A 20,179-nucleotide genomic window follows, 5' to 3' on the forward strand; every position below is an offset into this window, starting at 1 on the left:
CGGACCGCGCCGAGGTCACGCGCGCACCGCACCTTTAGCCACGTGCGGCGCGAATTGCCGCCCGGCGAGCGCTCGTTCCATCGCCATTGACGGCATATCCATAGCCGTCATCGACAACATCGAACACGACGCCATAAACCTCCTCGGCATGTTTGACGGAGATGAACTCATCAAGCACGTCATCGAGCACTTTGGCAGGGTCGCGCTCCAGTGGGTCACCATAGCCGCCGCCGACTGGGGAGTAGTAGGTGACGACATCGCCAGGCTCCACCCGCAGGCCAGAAAACTTCGCGTATTGGGCCGAAACCTCCTGTGGTCGCGCGACATTGTGGATCTCCACTTTGCCACCGGCCCCGGCCAGACCGCCGAAGATGCCCCAGGGCGCATCCTCGTGGCGGTCGGCCTCGTGAGTGACGAACCCTGGCGTGAGGAAACGCTGTGCCTTCACGACCCCCTGCCCGCCACGAAACTTTCCGGCCCCCGGAAAGACGTCGTCGCGCACTTCGTAACGATCGCAGATTAAAGGCAGGTGCATGCCAAGATCCTCGAGCGGATTATTGCGCGTGTTGCGCATCAATTCCTCGACCGTGTCCGGCCCGTCCGAATGCGGCCGCCCCCCCATTGCCGCCTCGTTCACCTCGAGAAATACCCAGTAATCGCCGTTAGGCCGCACGCCCGAGTAGGCGGCAAACGACAGCGTCGCGGCATTGCCCGCCGTCACCTTATCCGGCACCACCGGCGCCAGCGCCTTGATGATTAGGTCGCAAACACGCTGAATCTGCGAGAAGCGGGCCTCCGCGGCAACCGGGGCGATCGGATTGAATATCGAACCATGTGGCGCCGTGACCTTAATCGGGCGAAACGATCCCTCGTTGGCGGGAATCGGATCCGCCAACGTGAAGGTGTCAAGCAAAATCGCGCGGAACGCGAAATAGCAGGCAACCTTGGTAGATCCCTCAAACGGTACGTTGAAAGCCGTTGGAACCTGAGCTGATGAACCGGTAAGATCCACTTCCACCCCGTCTCCCCGCACTCGTACCGCAACCTTGATCGGCAGCGTCTTGCCGCGGTTGCGCCCGTCATCGTCGAGAAAACCCTCGGCAAAATAGTCCCCGTCCGGAATCCGGCTGATTGCGCGGCGGAGTGCAGCCTCGGAATAATCCATCAATTGCGCGCAGCTCTGCAGCACCGTTGACTTACCGTATTTCGCCAGCAGCTCCTGAAATCGTCGCACGCCAAGCTCGGCCGAGGCGATCTGTGCTTCGAGGTCGCCCATCACCAAGGCGGGGACTCGGGTGTTGTCGCGAATGAACTTCCACAGCACCTCATTACGCCGTCCCGCCTCGTAGAGCTTCAAGCCATTGAGCAGCATGCCCTCGGCAAACATGTCGGGGACGTCGATGATCAGACCTGGCGTTGCCGCACCGATATCGACGTGGTGCGCGGTGTTTGCCGAAAACCCAACCAGATCGCCCTCGAAAAACACCGGCATGACGACGGCGATATCCGGCGAATGGCTGGCGCCGAAATAAGGGTGATTATGAATCACGCAATCCCCCGGCTGCCAGGCCGTAAGCGGTATGGTCTTCTCGATGCCCCGCAGGTAGCCCGGGAGAGAGCCGATATGCATCGGGGTCGAATCGGACTCGCACAGCGTCTGGAATTTCGTATCGAATAGGCCGGCCCCGAGATCCTGGCTCTCGCGGATGATCGAGGAATAGGACATGCGGTAGAGCACGTTGCCCATTTGCTCGGCAATCGAGTGCAGCGCGCCCGCGACGACCTGCAAGGTAATTGGATCGACATCCTGGCTCATGGGTTAAACTCTCCTCTCAAAGTCGGGTGATGTGCAAGTCGCCATACGACAGCACCTTGGCGCGGTAGCCGGGTGGCAGCAACGTGGTTGAATTGTGCTGCACTATCATCGCCGGTCCGGTGACGATATCTCCTTCTAGAAGCTTCGCCCGCTGATAACGCGGCGTTGAAACAACGTGACCGTCATCAAAGACGGTGTCACGCGCATAGATACGCGCTTCCTCAGGATCAGTACGTCCGCCATGCGGCAGCTGGGGCAGACTCAACGGTTCGACCGCCGCAGTCGCGATAATACGTAGCGTGATAACCTCGATCTTCTGATCGTCGAAGGCATGCCCGTAAACTTTCTTGTGTGAATCGTAGAAATTTCTGATCGCGACAGTAATATTGGCGGCCGAAAGCGGGTCGCGCGGCAGCTCGGCGCGCAGTTCGAACCCTTGGCCGACATAGCGGCACTCGGCGATACGGGTGAATCGCTGGCGCTCCAGCGGAATACCGTCCGCGGTTAACTGTGCCTGCGCCTCGGCTTCTAGCGCGGCAAGTTCACTGTTTAAAAGAACAAAATCGGCTTCCGAGGCCTCGGACAGAACGATCAACACCGACCGCGTATATTCATAACGGAGCTCAGTTACCAGGAGCCCCATCGCCGCTGTGATGCCGGGATGCAAAGGCGAGATAACATCTTTCGCATGAATCATCTCTGCAAGAGCAACTGCATGCAAAGGCCCGGCGCCGCCGAAAGCAGTCAGAGTGAAATCGCGCGGATCGATGCCTTTCGCCACCGAGTTGGCGTTGATCGCGAGCGCCATGTTGTTATTGACGATCTTCAAGATACCAAGTGCCGCATCGACCAGGCTCATGCCGAGCTTGTCCGCGATATGCGTTGCAACCGCCCGTTCGGCGAGCGCGCGGTCGATCTTGAGGTCGCCGCCGAGGAACTGCTCTGAATCGAGCCGCCCCAGCACCACCTGCGCGTCGGTGACCGTCGGCTCGGTGCCGCCGCGGCCGTAGCAGGCGGGGCCTGGATCGGCGCCGGCCGAGCGCGGGCCGACGCGAAACGCGCCGAGCGGGTCGATATAAGCGATGGAACCACCACCTGCGCCAATCGCATCGATGTCAATCATCGGTACAAGAACAGGTAAGTGCGCGACCTCGGTGTCACGCGGGTTCTTGACGCGCAGCTCTCCGTTCTGCACCACGCTGATATCGGCCGAGGTGCCGCCGATATCAATCGTGATGACATTCGGCTCGCGACATGCCTCACCGGTCCAGCGTCCGCCGATCACGCCGCCGGCGGGACCGGAAAGCAGGAGGCCAATCGGCCGCGCGGCCGCATTCGCAATCGTTGAGATGCCGCCGTTCGACTGCATCATGCGCACCGGCGCGCGCACCCCGGCCTCGGCCAATCGTCGCTCCAGATGGCGAAGGTAGGCGGCGGTGTGCGGCCCGATATAGGCGTTCATTGCGCTGGACGAGAACCGCTCATATTCGCGCATCACGTTCACCACTTCCGACGAAGTGCAGACATAGGCGTCCGGCATCACACGGCGCACGATGTCGGCGGCGCGGCGTTCGTGGTCGTCATTGAGAAAGCTGAACAGGAAGCCGACGATAACGGCTTCTAACCCGCGCTTGGCGAAGAGTTCAGCGGCGCGCTCGACTTCGTCGACGGCTAGCGGCACCGCGACGGCGCCGTTCGGTGGCAGAATGCGCTCGGTGACGGCGATGCGGTTGCGGCGCTTGACGAGCGGCTTCGATTGCCAGGGCACGTCGAATTGCAAAGAGAAATTATGCGGCCGCTTATGACGTGCCATATGCAAGATGTCGCGAAAGCCCCGCGTCGTGATCATGCCGACCTCGGCGCCCTTGCGCTCGATGACCATGTTGGTCGCGACCGTGGTCCCATGGAACAGGAAATCCACCTCACCCGGCGCTACGCCCGCCATCCGGCATACGTCGACCACGCCGCGTACCACCGCGTCCGATTGATCGTCTGGCGTGCTCGGGAGTTTATGCACTATGATCTGCTGGCCACCTTCTGGGCGCCCGCGTTCAAGTACGATGTCAGTAAACGTACCGCCAACGTCAACACCAATACGGATCATTATCACTCCTTCACGATCTGACGACCGCAGAACGTCGCCCGTTTACAATGCCTCTCTGCATCATTTACCTAAGCCACCGGGCTCGGCGGCCGGCAACGGTGCCAATCGCTTACCGACTGGAACCGCGTCCCAAGCCGGCACAACGCCGCGTCGCTATCCGGCGGACCGATCAACTGCACACCCATCGGCAATCCGCCCGAAGTGAACCCCGCCGGCAACGCCAGGGCCGGCAGACCGAACAGATTGATTGCCCGCGTCCAATAGGCAAAATCACCGATACGCGCCTCCACATCTTCTGGCGTACCCTCGGTTGCCTCAGCGATGGTTGGCGCTGGCTCAGGTAGGGTCGGCAACAACAGGGCATCGGCAACGGCGAAATAAGTGTGTAGAAATTCCTGCCGCAGCCGCGCGCGCACGCGCAGCGCCTCGGCATAATCGTCAGCGCTATAGGTCAGGCCGCGACTGATCCGGCGATGGGTGAGCACCCCATACTCCGCCCGCCGTGACGCAAGCCAACGCTCATGCTCGGCCGCAGCCTCGACACCGAGCACGAGCGCGGCGATGCGCCCAGCCAATGCGAAATCTGGCACCGGCACCGCGAGCAAGCGGCAACCTGCTTCGCGCAATGTCGCTGCGGCCGCGGCGACGGTCGTCCGCACCTCGTCCGTCGCCGGCGCCAAAGCCTCCGGCGCCGGGACCGCGACATGCCAGCTCTCGTGCGCGCGATCTTCTTCGCCGGTTACGACCGCTAGCAGCTGCCCACAATCGCCCGCGCTCCGGGCGAGGAACCCGGCGCAGTCGAGGCTGGATGCGAGCGGCATCACACCATCCATCGGCACCTTACCTAGCGACGGCTTCAGCCCGGTCACCCCACAGCACGCAGCCGGTAGCCGTACCGAACCGCCAGTATCCGAGCCCAAGGCAGCGAAGACCTGGCGGGCCGCAACGGCCGCGCCGCTGCCACTGGACGAGCCGCCAGTGACATGCGCTGCGTTCCACGGATTGGGCCTCGCACCAAGATGGGCATTATCACCGACCGGGCTGAGCGCGAACTCCGCCATGTGCAGCGCCCCGAGCGTGACCGCACCCGCCGCCTCCAGCCGCGCGAGCACGGTCGCGGTGTGAGCCGGCCGATGGCCGCGCAGGATCGGGCTGCCGCATTCCATCGGCGCGCCGGCACGGGCGAACATATCCTTATGCGCGAGCGGCACGCCGTGCAGCGCTCCAAGCCGCTCCCCGGCGGCGCGCCGGCGGTCGCATTCGCGCGCTTGCGCCAGCGCCCGTTCCGCTTCCACGCGCACGAACCAGCCGGTGCGCGCATTAACGCTGGCGATAGAGTCGAGAGCAGCCTGTACGAGCCGTTCGCTGGTAACTGCACCCGTGGCGATCGCAGTCGCCGCCTCGGTTAGCGTCGGGTCGTCGCTCAACACCGGCGCGCCCACCGCGTCCTCGCCCATATCCGTCCTCGTGGCCCCCTCATCCCGCCAGCGCGGCGAACCGCGCCTCGATCGCGGGCGGCGCGAAATTGGCGCCGAGCAACACCGAAAGCAGAATACGTGCCTTCACGCCGGTCAGGTCTCCGGCGAAGATCGCCCCCGCCGCGGCGAGATCATGGCCACCGCCATGGCCATAGATGGGCTGCACCCGACCCTGCGGACAGCGGGAGGTAATGACCACCGGCAGCCCCGCAGCAATCGCCTCACGCACCCCGGCAAGCACCGCCAACGGGGCATTGCCACGACCGAAAGCCTCGATCACCATTCCTCTGGCGCCACTCGCGATCGCGCCCCGCAGCAAGCGGGCATCGGCGCCCATGGTAAGCTTGATCAGATCCACCGCCGGCTCGATTTGCGCCGTGGCGATCGTTAGACGCAAGAGCGGCCGCCGGTGCAAAATAATCCGCTCGCCATCGATCTCACCGAGCTTGCCATGTTCCATCGAGGTGAATGTGCCAACGCGATACGCATGGGTCTTGGTGACATCCCGGGCCGCGTGAAATTCCTGATCAAAGGCGATGACTGCGCCAAGCCCCCGCAGACCGGACGCCGCGAGCCGGATCGCACCGATCAGGTTACGCGGACCGTCACCGTCGTATTCATCAGCATGACGCTGGGCGCCGGTGAAGACAACGGGCTTGTCAAAAGTTATGACAAGATCGGCGAGGAAGACGCTCTCCTCCATCGTGTCGGTGCCGTGGGTGACGGCAACTCCAAGGACGTCCGGCCGCGCGAGATGCTGATCGATGCGCAGCGCCAAACGAAAGGCGTCCTCGAGATCTAAATTGAAACTGGGAACTTTGCAGAATTCATCGACTTCGACCGCAACATCCGGCAATTGGCTGCGCACCGCGTCGAGAAGATCGTCGCCGCCGGCGCGCGGCGTGACATGGCCATGCTCGCGGTCGAGGCGCGAGGCGATCGTGCCGCCGGTGCTGACAAGAACGACGCGGCTCATGCCGCACCCCTCGCGGCGCCCGCCAATGCCGACAGCTCGGCTTGCGCAGTCGTTTCCACCGCGCTCGGCGGCGTGTCGCTCAGCGCGATGCCAACCCGGTCGGCAGCCCGTGTGATATGAAGGCACATATAGTATTCTGCACCGTCTGGATCATGTTGGGCGATCGCCTGCAACAGCTTCTCGTGTTCGTCCACTGTCTCCCAGCGCCGTTCATGCCGGGCAACCGGGATGCGCTGGCTTTCCAGAAACACAGCGCTATAGGTCTCGTGCAGATCGGCGAGGATGCGATTTCCCGAGATCTGCGCGAGGCGGTGGTGCAGCTCGAAATCTATTTGCGATACAGTAACAAAATCCAATTTGCGCGTCGCCTGCTTGTGGTCTTGGACGATTTGCTGCAACTCCGCCAATTGCGTGACGGTGATCGCCATCGCCGCGAGGCGCGCCGAATAAGCTTCGGTCAGCAGCCGGAACTGATAGACCTCGAGCAGCGAATAGCGGTTCCCGAAGCGCCAGACAGGGGTGGGCGCCTCACCATTTTCAGCAACGTTCATCGCAACGAATGTGCCTCGGTACGGCTCACTGCGTAGAAGGCCCAGCGTTTCCAGAATCGAGAGCGCTTCGCGCAGTGACGCCCGGCTGACCGACAATTGCGCAGCCAACGCGCGTTCCGCCGGCAAGCGCTCTCCGATGGCAAAGGCGCCGTCCAAAATCATGGCTTGAATCCTCAGGACCACCGATTGCGATATTGGCGACCGCACGCTCCGTCCCACAGCTCCACCCCGTTCATTTGGTCAGACCATAAGTTCCGGCCTGACACTCCGTTCTATTAACTCGGTGCCCGTTTTCAGGATGATGCGCGTTGTGCCAAAGCACGTCAACATTTATGTTGACCATTTGACGGGCTTTGGTCATACCATAAGAGCTGTTCGGACCATCAGAATGTAGCGGGGCAGTCCAAAGGTGACAGTCCAACAATCGGCGGCCAAGGAACGGAATATGCGCGCGATAACCGCGCGCCATACGTCGCCGCAGATGTCAGCATCGTGCGTCAATCGCCTTCGACGCTCAAATCTGGCATGAACAGCGCCGCGCCCGTTCTGGAGGTCAGCGAAATCAACAAGCGCTACGGCGCGACGGTAGCCCTGCATGACGTGTCATTCGCCCTCAAAGGCGGTGAGATTTGCGGCCTTCTGGGCGAGAACGGCGCCGGCAAATCCACGTTGGTCAAGGCGCTGAGCGGCGTCATAACCCCGGATGCGGGGGAGATGCGGATCGCCGGCACGCCGTTCCGGCCTACCACCATCAGCGACGCCCGCCGGCAAGGCGTCGCAACCGCGTTCCAGGAACTCAGCTTAGTACCGACACTTTCGGTCGCACTGAACCTGTTCCTGCCTCGCCCAGCGACCAACTGGGCCGGCCTGGTGCCGCGCCGGCAACTGGAGCGGAAGGCGGCGGAGATCCTTGCCGCGCACGGCGTCACCGACATTCCTCCCGACATTCCCGTCGGTGACCTGCCGCTTGGTCAGCGCCAGCGTGTGGAAATCGTGCGCGCCATGTTCCGCGAGCCGCGCCTGCTTCTCCTCGACGAACCAACCGCCGCTCTGACCGACCGTGAGTGGCTGTTTGACCTAATCGGAGAAGCGGCTCGAAGAGGTGCTTCGATCCTTTATATCAGCCACAAACTCGACGAGATTCGTCATCTCTGCCGTCGCTGCATCATTCTGCGCAACGGCCGCAAAGTGCTCGAAAGCCACGTCTCCGAGATGAGCGACGACGAGATCTTCAAGAGCATGGCCGGACGCTCTGCCGTCGAGCAATTCGTCAGTGCGCCCTCCGCGGTGCGGGCAGCGGCGGCACCGGCGTTGGCCGTCGAGCATCTGGTCGGCGACGGCATCGATGACATCAGCTTCTCGCTTGCCCCGGGTGAAATCCTTGGCGTTGCCGGGCTCGAAGGCCATGGTCAGACGCCATTATTCAAGGCACTGGTCGGCTTGCATCGACTGCTCGGCGGCCGCATCGCCGTGAATGGCGTGCCACGTCATCTCGACTCGCCGCGCGCTGCGCGCCTCGCCGGCGTCACGCTGGTGCCGGAAGATCGCAAGAGCGAGGGTATTTTCAAGGATCTCAGCACCGTCGCCAACATCTCCCTGCCGGTAATCGAGCGCGCCAGCCCACTCCATTTCCTGAGCCGGCGGCGCGAACACGCGATAGTCACGCGCGTCATAAGCGATGTGGATCTGTCGCCGCATTACCTGCCCCGCAGCATTGCCGCGCTCTCCGGTGGTAATCAGCAAAAAGCGGTGCTCGCACGCGCGTTGATAGCCAAGTCGCATTGCCTCTTACTGTTCGATCCGACGAGGGGCGTGGACGTGGGCGCAAAGCAAAGCGTCTATCGCATGATGCGCCGCTTCGTGCATGGCGGCGGCGCAATTCTGTTCTATTCGACCGAACTCGACGAACTCGTACATCTCTGCGACCGCTGCCTCGTGTTGTACCGCAATCGGGTGATCAGCGAGGTCCCGGGTGCGGCGCTTTCGCAGGAGCTGATCCTGTCGCTCGCCGCCGGGCACGCCGCGCGCCCACCGGTATCTACCCCGTTCGAGCAGCCCATGGAGCATCCATGAGCACGATCCGCATCCGGTTGCCGCGCTTTCGCCCCTCGAGCGGGCCGACGATCGCCGCGCTGCTCTACGCTGTAATGTTTATCGTCTACGGCGTCCGCGCGCCATCGGCGTTTTCTCTGACCGGCATTACTGATCTGCTCGACAACACCATCGTGCTCGCGGTGGCCGCGGCGGGGTTGACACTCGTGATCCTCGCTGGTGAATTCGATCTCTCGGGTATCGGTGTGATCGCGATCGCCAATGCGGTGGTCGCGACGGTTAGCACAGGCCGCTTGGGCTGGGCTGGCACGCTCGCGGCGGTAATGATGATCGGTTCTACCGCTGGCCTGCTCAATGGCTGGCTGGTGACGGTTCTCGGCTTGCAATCACTGGCGGTGACGATCGGCACGATGATCGCCTGCGAAGGGGTCGCGCTGCTTATCCTGTCGGCGCCGGGCGGCGAAGTGGCGGATGTCATCGCCAACGGCCTTACCGGCGATCTCGGCCACGCTATCCCGGTTGCGGCGATTCTGCTGGCGGCGCTGCTCGCGTTGTGGCTCCTATTCGCGCAGACACGCACCGGTATCGCGATCTATGCCATCGGCACGGATGAGAACGCCGCGCGTCTCTCCGGCCTCGACGTCCGTCACACGAAGCTCATCGCTTTCGCGCTCGCGGGCCTCACCTATGGCCTCGCCGGCTACATGCTGAGCGCCGAAACCGGCAGCGGCGACCCTCGGGCAAGTGATTCATTCCTGCTATCCATGTATGCTTCAGTCGCGATCGGCGGCACGTCGCTGACCGGCGGACGTGGCAGCGTATTTGGCAGCTTGGTCGGCGCCGGGCTGCTCACCGTGATGCAGAAGATGCTTTTCGCCCTAGGCGCGGCAGAATTTTACACGAACGTATTTAGTGGTGTTATCATGCTGGCGGCTCTTTTTGTGAGCGGTCTCTCGGCAAAGTTGTCACGGCCGCGGCGGAGGCCGATCTAGGTGGTGGAACGCAAGCCGATCACCGTGATTGAAAAGCTGGCCGCCGACACAACACAACCGGCGCGGCGATCCGGCGGGATCGGGCCTAATCTGCTGCCGGCGGTGATCGTTCTGGTCTCAACGCTATTGCTGATCATGGCGACCAAGGCTATGAACCCTGGCTCCGGTATGGCGCAGCAGATCAACGCAGTGCTTGTCACGTCGATCTTCCTCGTGGTCGCCTCGTTCGGCCAGGGGCTTGCGATACTGCTTGGCGGCATCGACCTCTCGATCGGCGTTGTCATCGGTTTGAGCGCGATGACTATTTCCGTCTTGACCAACGGGCGGGACAGTGCGTTGCCGTGGGCGATTCCGGTAACGCTCGCCAGTTGCACGGCAATCGGCGTTGTCAACGGCGTAGGAATTGCACTTGGCGGGATCCCCCCCTTCATCATGACACTCGCGTCCGGCATGACGTTTTTTGGTGTCGGTCTCGGCTTCACCTCGGGGCTGGCGCAGGAGCCGGTGGCGCCGGCACTGCAAGCACTTATGAGCAGCCGTTGGCTCGGGGTTCAGATCCCCGTCTATCTCATAGTCGCCTTCGTGATCCTGGCCATGCTGCTGCAAAACGGCACCAGCGAGGGGCGCAAGCTCTATGCCCTCGGCAGCAGCCCTGAGGCCGCTAAGGTGCTCGGGCTGCCGATCGTGGGCCTGACCATTCTTGCCTATGCCATCAGTGGATTTTGTGCCGGGGTGTCGGGCCTCTTTCTCGCCGGCTACTCGTCGGCGGCAACGCTCGACATGGGCAACCCCCTGCTGCTGCCAACCATAGCGGCGGTGGTAATCGGTGGTGCTCGCGTAACTGGCGGAAAAGGACTGTATCTTGGCACATTCGCCGGCGCCCTGTTTCTGAGCGCGCTGGAGACGGTGATCACGGTTCTCAGTCTGTCACAGGGACTGAGAGATGTCATCGAGGGTGCGATCATCGTCATTGCCCTGCTGCTGCAGAGAGAAAATTGGTCGGTGCCTCGTCGCCGATCGTCAACGAACAAGGAGATGGTTTCATGAATGGCTCACCGAAGCAAAAAAGGTCTCGCATGAAGGCGCTTCTCTACGGCGCGGTAACGCTCGCGGCGCTCGCCGGTATGGCGGCGCCAAGCCACGCCCAGGAACATTACAAAGTATTCCTCGACATGAGCTACAGTGGCAATATTTGGCAGGCTGCGGCAGCCAACGGCATAAAGGCGCTGGCGGAGACGCCGCCTTATAATAAAGAAATTGAATTCAAGACGGTGATCTCGGGTACCGACGTGCAGCGGCAGATCTCCGATATCCAGAGCATGACCGCGGCCGGCGCCAATGCAATCCTTATTTATCCGTTATCCCCGACGGCACTGAACCGGGTCGTGCGACAAGCCTGTGCGAAACATGTCCTCGTCTTCACCTATGACGCCACAGTGACTGAGCCCTGCGCCTACAATGTCAGCAACATCACCGCGCGGTATGGGGCGAATTCGGCGCAGTGGATGGTGAACGAGATGGGCGGCAAGGGTGAAGTGGTGATCAATCACGGTGTCGCTGGCACTAGCGTAACCAAAGTCTATGACGAACAGGCCTTCCACGTCCTCGGAAAATATCCCGGCATCAAGATCGTTGGCGAATTTTATGGCAACTGGAATGATGCGCTGTCGCAGGAAGGCGTCTCTAAAATCCTGGCGGCCCATCCTAATCTTGATGCGATCTGGACGGTTGATGGCACTTATGGCTCACTCGAGGCGGTCATGAAGAACCGACCCGACCGGCTGGTGGTGATCGCTGGTCAGTCGAATAACGGCTATCGTTTAGCGATCGGCAATCCCGCATTGCAGAGCAAGGGATTAAAGGGGGTCTCGTCAAGTGCCGGTCCGGCCGTCGGACCCTACGCCTTCAAGGCGATGATGGAGGTGCTGGCCGGCAAACAGAAGCCGGCCGGGCACAATATCGAATTCCCGCTGCCGTGGGTTCCTTATCAGGACATCAAGATGTGCAGTGGCGAGCAGTTTGAGAATGGCTGCAACGTGTTCTCTGACGCCAAGGTGCCACCGCTGTTCATAGATACGTCACTCAATGCCGATGTGTTGCCGGAGCTAAACCTGACAGCGGTGCAGAAGGGCGAGCCGGTCGCGGGCGCCACGATTAAGTCACTGCCGCCATTCCGCTACGCCGACAATCTGCCCGGCGTTAACTGCACCGATTGCACGGCGCCACCTGACTGGCTGGAGCCAAATCTCGTGAAGCCGATTTCCATACCACAATAGACACCGCATCCCAGCCACGCAGGATTTCACTGCGTGGCTGGGCGTTGCAGGACGAAAGCGCGATGATCCAAGCATAGTCATTGCGCCGGAAAAGCCTCAAATCATCACGTCACCGCCGTTGGGATTGAGCGAGGCGCCGATATAATAGGCCCCTTCATCGGACGCTAATAGCACCGCCGTCGGAGCAACCTCGTCAACCGTGCCAGCGCGTCCAATCGGCAGCTCGGCCAGTTTGTTCTTTCGCCACACCTCAGGAATGTTACGAAACAGCTCAGTATCGATCGGTCCCGGGCAGATCGCGTTCACGGTGATGCCGTCCCGCGCCACTTCATATGCGAGCGAGCGCGTGAAGCCAAGCACGCCGGCCTTGGCGGCAGCGTAATGCGCCATGTCCGCTGCGCCCTTGTGCGCAAGCTGCGAACTTACGTTGATGATGCGCCCCCATTTCCTCTGCGTCATTCCCGGCAGGACAGCACGGGTGCAAAGAAAAATGCTGCGCAGATTAACCCGGATCATATCGTCCCACATTACGACTGGCATGTCGATGACGCGAGATGTGGTGTCGATACCGGCGTTGTTCACGAGAATGTCGATGCCCCCAAACACCGCTTCTACATGCATCGCTGCGGCCTTAACCTCGGCTTCGTCACCAACATCGGCAACGACCGAGCAGGACTTGGCCCCGAGTGCGGCGATTTCATGTGCCGTCTCCTCGGCGCGACCGCCGCGACGATCGAGGATCGCGACTGCCGCACCCTCGCGCGCGAAAGCTAGCGCGATCGCTCGGCCTATCCCGCGCGCACCCCCCGTCACGAGTGCCGTCCGTGGATGTAGCTTCTTCATGTCGACGTCTCCTTCTCAAGCCCCATGCAGGCATCGACGAACGCACCGGCATGATTCGTCGTCCTTTTGGAACGACACGAATTTGTCTATTATTCGCCCCAAGCACACCACATCCCGGCAACAGAAGCAAGGTAGCAAATCGCCGACAGATAATACCAACCTGCCTATCCAATGACCTCTTTGATCCAGTCTCGTTGGGTGATCGAAGCGATTTGTTCTGGCATTTGCATGAACTTGTTCCAGGCGTTTCGGCAGGCGGCAAGGATTTCGTCGTAGCTGTTCCAGACCTGATGGCTTAGGAAGTTGCTGCGCAGAAATTGCCAGATGTTTTCGACTGGGTTGAGCTCTGGCGAATAGGGCGGCAGCGATAGCAGGCTGATGTTGTCGGGCACCGGCAAACGTTCGCCGGCTTGATGCCAGCCGGCGCCATCGAGCACCAGCACGGCGTGCGCACCGGGCGCGACCTGCGTGCTGATTTCGCGAAGATGCTCGGCCATCGCCTCGCTGTTGACCGCCGGCATGATGATGGCGGTACCAATACAACGTTCTGGGCAGACGGCACCAAACAGATAGGCGGAGTCATGGCGATTGTCGCGCACCGCCAGTGGTCGGGAACCCCGCTCTGCCCAGACATAGCTCAGGGTTCCCTTCTGACCGACACGGGCTTCATCGGCGAACCACACCTCGATCGGCTTACGGGCCGCCGTGACCGGGATCGCCGCCGCTACCAGGCCAGCGAAGTCTTTTTAAAAATGTCCTGTGCCGCAGCGTCCTTCTTCGGATGATACGGACGCGGCTGGACCCGCGTGAACTTGAGCCGCCACAACAGTCGGCTGTGCCGTTCGCAGACATCATTTCAACGGTCGTAACGCAATGTCCAGAGCATACTCGCGGATCTGGACGCGTTCCTTGGCTGGGTCGTAGCTGTCCTCCACTTCGGCCCGGATCGGGGTCTTGGGAATGCGCTCGCAGATCCGATCGATCGGGGACAGACCGCCCAGGGCTTCGTGCGGTCGGTGCCAGTTGTAGTGGTGCACCCACTCGGCCAGCCGATCCGCGGTGTCTGGCGCACGTGGATCAACGGTTGCCCAGAACTCCTCCAGCACGGTCCGCTGCGCCCGTTCGATCTTGCCATTCAGGTGCGGCGAGCGCGGCGGCGTCGGACGAAACTTCACCGCCTCAGACATGAGACGTCGCTGAACTGTCTCGGCGAAAAATTCGGTCCCGCGGTCAGTCTGTATTCCCTGGATCGCAAACGGCATCTCGTCGAACAACTGGTCGAGGAATCTCAGGGTCGCGGCCGCGACCCAGCGCTTCGCCAGGCCAGCCACCAGGTAGCGGCCGCAATCGTCGACAGCCGCGAACTGCCAGAGCCCGGGACAGATCTTGCACGTGTCCATCTGCACGTGGTCGCCAGGAACCGGACGGCTGTATCGCTTCGGAACGTGGCGTGGCCGTCGCCTTCGTGGCAGCGCGCTGAGGTTGAGTCGGGTCAGAACCTTATGGATCGTCGATGCCGCGAGGCGCAGGCCATGCAGCCGCTCAAGCTCGATACGGAGCCGCTTGACGCCAAGCCGCCGTTCACGCCGCAGCCGAACGATCACCTCCTCCTGAACCTGTCCGACTTTCCGCGTTGGTGACCTGTGCGGGCGACGGCTCTGCTCCACGAGACCTGCTTCACCTTCCGCCTCATATCGGCGCAGCCATTTCCGCAGTGTTGGTCTTGAAACGCCGAAGCGCCGGCAGACTGCACCGGCGTCCCGGACCTCTTCATATGCTGCGATCCACTTCAACCGCAGCCGGACGGCACGATCCGTTTCATCCTTTCTGCTATCTGTTGATGCCATGTGCTGCTGTCGTCGCTGTGGGATTGTGGGCAACACGCAGCGTTGTCCATCAAGTCCACAGCCTATCGAATCCATTGAAAGGATGTCTACGAACCGTACAAGTCATTCGCCGGTGCCGGCACCTTCGCACTGTCCGAATTCATCGCCAGGGTATCCGCCGCTACGCAGGCCATCACTTTGCGCTTGCCGCCGCGGAATACACACCTCCTCATGCGCAATCGCCATGTCCGCGACCAAGATCCTCTGGGGCCAGGTGTTCGCTGTCGGCGCCACCGTGCTCGCCTTCCTCTGGGGGGCGACGGAGTGGGTGGCGTGGCGGCTTCTCTTTCAGCCGCAGCTCGGCCGGCCCTGGTTCGGGGTTCTTGGCTGGCCGGTCTATCCGCCGCCGGCCTTCTTCTGGTGGTGGTTTGCCTTCGATGCCTATGCAAGCGAGATTTTCACCAAGGGCGCCATCATCGCCGCCGCGGGTGGCGTTGCCGCGGTGATCGTCGCGATCGGCATGTCGCTCTGGCGCGCCCGGGAAACCAAGCGCGTCACCACCTATGGCTCGGCGCGCTGGGCGCAGAGGGCGGAGATACGCGCAGCAGGCCTCCTCGCCCAAGACGGCGCGGTGCTCGGCCGCTGGCAGGGGCGCTATCTCCGCCATGACGGCCCCGAACATGTGCTCTGCTTCGCGCCGACGCGCTCGGGCAAAGGCGTTGGCCTCGTGGTGCCGACGCTGCTGACCTGGTCGGGATCGGCGATCGTCCATGACATCAAGCGCGAGAATTGGACCCTCACCGCCGGCTGGCGGCAACGCTTCGGCCGTGTGCTGCTGTTTGACCCAACCAACGCCGCGAGCGCCGCCTACAACCCGCTGCTCGAGGTCCGCCGCGGCGAAGGCGAGGTGCGCGACGTCCAAAACATCGCCGATGTCCTGGTCGACCCGGAAGGGGCGCTGGAGCGCCGCAACCATTGGGAAAAAACCAGCCACTCACTGCTCGTCGGCGCAATCCTTCACGTGCTCTATGCCGAGCCCGACAAAACGCTCGCGGGTGTTGCGCGCTTTCTGTCCGACCCGCGCCGGCCGATCGAGAAAACGCTCCGCGCGATGATGACGACGCCGCATCTCGGCGCGCGCGGCGTGCATCCGGTGATCGCGAGTTCGGCGCGGGAGCTGCTGAACAAAAGCGAGAACGAGCGCTCCGGCGTGCTGTCAACCGCGATGTCGTTCCTCGGCCTCTATCGCGATCCCGTCGTCGCCACCGTGACGCGGCGATGCGACTGGCGCATCCGCGACCTCGTCGAGGCAAAGGCGCCGACCACCCTCTACCTGGTGGTGCCGCCGTCTGACATCAGCCGCACCAAGCCGCTCGTGCGCCTGATCCTCAACCAGATCGGAAGGCGTCTGACCGAATTGCTCTCGCCGAAAGCGCCGCGGCATCGGCTGCTGCTGATGCTCGATGAGTTTCCCGCACTCGGGCGGCTGGATTTCTTCGAAAGCGCGCTCGCCTTCATGGCTGGCTACGGGCTGAAAAGCTTCCTGATCGCCCAATCGCTCAACCAGATCGAGAAAGCCTATGGCCCGAACAATGCGATCCTCGACAACTGCCATGTCCGCGTGAGTTTTGCGACCAACGACGAGCGCACCGCCAAGCGTGTCTCTGACGCCCTCGGCACCGCGACCGAAATGCGCGCGATGAAAAACTACGCCGGCCACCGGCTCAGCCCCTGGCTTGGCCATCTCATGGTCTCGCGCCAGGAAACCGCGCGGCCGCTTCTGACCGCGGGCGAGATCATGCAGCTTGCGCAGGAGGACGAGCTGGTGCTGGTCTCCGCATGCCCGCCGATCCGCGCGAGGAAAGCCCGCTACTACGAAGACCCGAAGCTTTCAGCACGCATTCTGCCGCCGCCATCTTTGTCCCCGCGGCTTCTGGAACCGGCACCGGACGATGCCCCAGCCGATCAAGGCGACTGGGCGGGCGCCATCCTCGCCGAACCTTCCTCCGCCAGCGCCGGCGATCCGGCAAATGGCGGCATCCGCCGCGAGCCCGAGTTGCCGGCGCATGAGGACATCGCGCCGCCGCCACGGCGGGCGGTCAATGAGTTCGAGCCGCTCGAGGATGCCGACGATGAGCCGCAACGTGAACGCGGCGTGCGGCGCGCGATGAGCGCCGTCGCCCGGCAGGCGGCGCTCGATCCGGCCGATGAGATGCAGCTCTGAGCGCGATGCGAACCAAGCACACGTTCCGCCTGCCGGCCGATCTGATGACCAAACTCGCCGACCACGCGGGGCGCAAACGCGTCAGCCAAGCCCTGATCGTCGAGGCAGCACTCGCCTCACATTTCTCCCCCGACGGCGCCGACCGGCTGGAAGCAGCAGTCGCCCGCCGTCTCGATCGCATCGGCCGGCATCTCGAGCGGCTCGAGCGGCATGTCGCCATCACGAACGAGGCCCTGGCCGTCTTCGTCCGCTTCTGGCTGACCAGCACACCGCCTCTACCCGACAGCGCCCTCGCCGCAGCGCAAGCCAAGGGGCGCGAGCGCTACCAGGGCTTCGTCGAGGCGCTCGGTCGGCGGCTCGCGCGCGGGCACACACTGGCGGATGAGGTTGTCACCGACGTGGCGGGGAACGCGGCGGAGGCGGATGGGGCCCGAGATCGTGAGGACCGAGACCAGCGCTGAATGACCGGCTTCGGCCGTCGCGCGGAGGCTTTCGCCTTGCGGTGATCTCGAGTGATCGCTTATTTTAGGCGTGAGCCGCTGCTGTGAGCGACACAGAGGCGCGACGTGGTAACATCGCGTGAGGCTCGAGAGAGGGCGGTTGTCGCCGATTTTACGAGCTATACGACATTCAGTGAGTGTGAAGCTGGGAGACGTCATGAGCGACTATACGATTGAAAATTTCTGGAAGCCTCGCCTTTCGGTTCAGCGAATGCCATCCGCGGACCTGATCGGTGGGTGGTCGTTCCCAGAACGGGGCCTGACCACATTCAAAGAAGCGCCACTCAATCTGAACAGCGAGTTGGACGATGGCATCGATCCCTACAGGTCGGCGATCATACTCGTATCTGCACCGGGGGCAGTCGGCAAATCGACGCTTGCTCGGCAAATAGCATTCGAGACGCGTGCCGTGTATGTCGATTTGGCGAATGCTGAGCCAGTCGGTTCCAATACGCTGGTGGGCGGACTGGTGAAATCAGGCCTCTATACTGACTGGCAAAATGGCAATGTTGGCGTCCTCATCGATGGTCTGGACGAAGCTCGCCTTCGCGTTACACAAGAGGCATTCGAGGCGTTTCTCCGCGACGTCGATCAGCTTTCGCGCGGCCGTTCGATGCCGACAGTTCTATTTGGCCGAACTGGCGCAATTCAGGATGCGTGGCTCGTCCTCACTGATGCGGCGGTCCTTGAAATCGGGTATTATGGCCCCGAAGCAGCTGCTGATTTTGTCGAAGCTCTGCTGCGCGCGAAGAACCCGGATGGCGCGCATGCAGCTACTGAGCGCGAGGCAATCGAGCTGCTGTTATTGCGCCTGCGTGATCAGACTGAAGTCGATGGAGACCGCTTTGCGGGTTATGCACCAGTACTCCAGGCCGTTGCGGAGCGGGTGATCCAGGAGGGAAATGCCGGCGCGCTCGTCGCGGAAATCAAGGCAGGTGTTCAGCCTGTGACGCTCCACGCCGTCGTCTCCGCCATTTTGGAGCGGGAGCGCGGCAAACTTCGTCCGCTTCCGTTTAGCAACCCGAGCCTGATGGAGGCGTTGTACTCAGCAGACGAGCAACTTGATCACCTGATCGCACTTATCTATCAGTTGCCGCCTCCGGGCATGGACGACCTCAGTCCTGAAGATGCGCGCATTTACGATGCGGCACTGAAGACGTGGGTGCCGGAACATCCGTTTCTCGGCGGGCGAAACGTGCCATCCTCGGCTGTATTCGATGCCGTCATCGCTGTGCGGGCTCTCAAGCGCGATGAGTCAGCCGAACTTGCGCTGACCCGCGAACTTGCGCGCGGCGCAGCGTCAGCAAACCCGTTTCTGGCCGAGTTCTACGCGCCACAAGCCAAGGGCGGCGAGCTCACGTTTCTTCCACCCCAGCATATCGGAATTATTTACAGTTCTCTGCGCGCCCGCCTCTCGCTCGGCGACACGGCAAGCCTCTTTGTTGAAGGACCGGAGGAAGGCCCGGAAGATGAGATTTTGCGCGCCGAAGTTGAGATCACGCTAGGGCGACGCGGCAGCGACCGCGCGCAATATGTCCGCTTTGAATCGGACCAGACGGGTCCCATCCGCCTCGGCGTGCAGGTGGAGGATATTGATATTACCGTCCCACACACGAAGGTCGAGATCGGCCCCGGCTCGGAAGCGCTCTTGATCGCTCCGATCAGCGTGCAATGCGAGACGCTAGTCATTACCGCAAACAGGCTGATCGTCGAAACGGCGAAGGACCGCAGAGACGCCGCTGTTTTCCTTGAGGCTACACATTACGAAGGTACGATAACGTCGGTACCAGTCATGCATGGCGAGGTATCGCTTTCAGCCTCATGGCCGGGTGCACGCGCCCATCCCTGGACAAGCTTTGCAACGAATTCGTCGCCGGTTTCCGATCCGAGGATCGAGGAGGCTTTGCGCCGCTTGCGAAAATTCGTAATCGCCTTCCGATCCCACAGCAAGGGGAGCCTCGCTCGCTACCGAGACAAGCTTGACCATGCACGGATGACGAAAGGCTCCGGTAGGGCCGTACTCGATCTCCTGCTTAGCGAGCACGTTCTATCGATCGCCGGAAGCATGTATGTCCTCGATCCCGATAGGCTCGCGGAGCAGGTCGGTACGAATTACACCGATTGCATGGCACGCCGCTTTAGTGAGAAGACCATTGATTTCGTGCGGCGGGCGCTGCAATGATTTCATCGTTGGTGACGCTTTTCGAACCCCCTCAGACATACAAAATCCTCGGCGAGCGAACCTAAAATTGGGGAAAGTAAGCAATGAGGAACCGGGCAGTCGGCTGTAGGCCAATTGCCCAGTGCTTCCCCGCCCTGACGCGAAAGAGGCAGGCCACGTTCAACAGATAGCCGGCATTCGAAAGACTTCTTGGTAGAATCATCATCTTCCTGAACAACGACCTTGCCTATAGCATCTCTTTCTACGCCATGTCCCTACAACCCCTCGCTTCTTATTGCGCTTCCCCGGTTCTGGCTCTTTCTAATCAACCCCGCTGAAACGCCCGCCTCGACGTGAGGCAAACTCGCGTGGTTCGATGT

At 62.0% G+C, this 20,179-nt stretch carries 14 protein-coding genes and 1 pseudogene; 7 read left to right on the forward strand and 8 right to left on the reverse strand.

The features are described from left to right. Positions 1–34 precede the first annotated feature (34 nt). The 5 genes from DEF76_RS15260 to DEF76_RS15280 form a co-directional block, all read right to left on the reverse strand. Positions 35–1,816, reverse strand: a complete 1,782-nt coding sequence (locus DEF76_RS15260; RefSeq protein ID WP_114913027.1) for a hydantoinase B/oxoprolinase family protein — start codon at positions 1,814–1,816, stop codon at positions 35–37. Positions 1,817–1,832: 16 nt separating this feature from the next. Continuing rightward, a complete protein-coding gene (locus tag DEF76_RS15265; protein ID WP_114913028.1) occupies positions 1,833–3,920 on the reverse strand; it encodes a hydantoinase/oxoprolinase family protein in 2,088 nt (695 codons plus the stop codon). Positions 3,921–3,988: 68 nt separating this feature from the next. After that, positions 3,989–5,377, reverse strand: a complete 1,389-nt coding sequence (locus DEF76_RS15270; protein WP_114913029.1) for an amidase — start codon at positions 5,375–5,377, stop codon at positions 3,989–3,991. A 19-nt stretch (positions 5,378–5,396) separates the two neighbouring features. Beyond that, positions 5,397–6,374 (reverse strand): asparaginase, encoded by a 978-nt coding sequence (locus DEF76_RS15275; RefSeq protein WP_114913030.1) that lies wholly within the window; start codon positions 6,372–6,374, stop codon positions 5,397–5,399. Further along, entirely contained in the window at positions 6,371–7,144 is a 774-nt protein-coding gene (locus DEF76_RS15280; protein ID WP_338025734.1) for a FadR/GntR family transcriptional regulator, read from the reverse strand. The genes DEF76_RS15275 and DEF76_RS15280 overlap by 4 nt, the downstream gene beginning before the upstream one ends. Before the next feature lie 306 nt (positions 7,145–7,450). Between DEF76_RS15280 and DEF76_RS15285 the strand changes: the two genes are divergently transcribed. From DEF76_RS15285 to DEF76_RS15300, 4 genes are read left to right on the forward strand one after another with little or no spacing between them, the layout of a single operon-like run. Further along, positions 7,451–8,998: a sugar ABC transporter ATP-binding protein gene (locus DEF76_RS15285; protein ID WP_114913032.1), complete on the forward strand. Its 1,548-nt coding sequence runs from the start codon at positions 7,451–7,453 to the stop codon at positions 8,996–8,998. Beyond that, a complete protein-coding gene (locus DEF76_RS15290; protein WP_114913033.1) occupies positions 8,995–9,969 on the forward strand; it encodes an ABC transporter permease in 975 nt (324 codons plus the stop codon). Before DEF76_RS15285 ends, DEF76_RS15290 begins: the two co-directional genes overlap by 4 nt. Then, the gene (locus tag DEF76_RS15295; protein ID WP_114913034.1) at positions 9,970–11,016 is read left to right on the forward strand and encodes an ABC transporter permease; all 1,047 of its coding nucleotides are present in this window, start codon (positions 9,970–9,972) and stop codon (positions 11,014–11,016) included. It abuts the gene before it with no gap. Next, entirely contained in the window at positions 11,013–12,245 is a 1,233-nt protein-coding gene (locus DEF76_RS15300) for a sugar ABC transporter substrate-binding protein (protein WP_205216034.1), read from the forward strand. The genes DEF76_RS15295 and DEF76_RS15300 overlap by 4 nt, the downstream gene beginning before the upstream one ends. A gap of 96 nt (positions 12,246–12,341) precedes the next feature. Here the strand turns inward: DEF76_RS15300 and DEF76_RS15305 are convergent, their stop codons facing one another. The 3 genes and pseudogenes from DEF76_RS15305 to DEF76_RS15320 all read right to left on the reverse strand — a co-directional run bounded on the left by DEF76_RS15305 (position 12,342) and on the right by DEF76_RS15320 (position 14,935). Beyond that, a complete protein-coding gene (locus DEF76_RS15305) occupies positions 12,342–13,088 on the reverse strand; it encodes an SDR family NAD(P)-dependent oxidoreductase (protein ID WP_114913036.1) in 747 nt (248 codons plus the stop codon). A 164-nt stretch (positions 13,089–13,252) separates the two neighbouring features. Next, positions 13,253–13,917 (reverse strand): annotated as a pseudogene (locus DEF76_RS15310) (IS630 family transposase); the annotation flags it as partial. Between the two features lie 22 nt (positions 13,918–13,939). Then, positions 13,940–14,935, reverse strand: a complete 996-nt coding sequence (locus DEF76_RS15320; protein ID WP_114913039.1) for an IS481 family transposase — start codon at positions 14,933–14,935, stop codon at positions 13,940–13,942. Between the two features lie 223 nt (positions 14,936–15,158). Between DEF76_RS15320 and DEF76_RS15325 the strand changes: the two genes are divergently transcribed. From DEF76_RS15325 to DEF76_RS15335, 3 genes are all read left to right on the forward strand, one after another. Next, complete coding sequence (locus DEF76_RS15325; RefSeq protein WP_114913040.1) at positions 15,159–17,138, forward strand: conjugal transfer protein TraG; 1,980 nt, start codon at positions 15,159–15,161, stop codon at positions 17,136–17,138. 5 nt (positions 17,139–17,143) lie between these two features. After that, positions 17,144–17,599 (forward strand): CopG family transcriptional regulator, encoded by a 456-nt coding sequence (locus tag DEF76_RS15330; RefSeq protein ID WP_114913041.1) that lies wholly within the window; start codon positions 17,144–17,146, stop codon positions 17,597–17,599. 196 nt (positions 17,600–17,795) lie between these two features. Next, positions 17,796–19,820, forward strand: coding sequence for a hypothetical protein (locus DEF76_RS15335; protein ID WP_162800691.1), 2,025 nt, complete (start codon positions 17,796–17,798; stop codon positions 19,818–19,820). Positions 19,821–20,179: the final 359 nt, after the last annotated feature.

Origin of the sequence: Acidibrevibacterium fodinaquatile (genome assembly GCF_003352165.1) — a bacterium.
GTDB classification, from domain to species: domain Bacteria; phylum Pseudomonadota; class Alphaproteobacteria; order Acetobacterales; family Acetobacteraceae; genus Acidibrevibacterium; species Acidibrevibacterium fodinaquatile.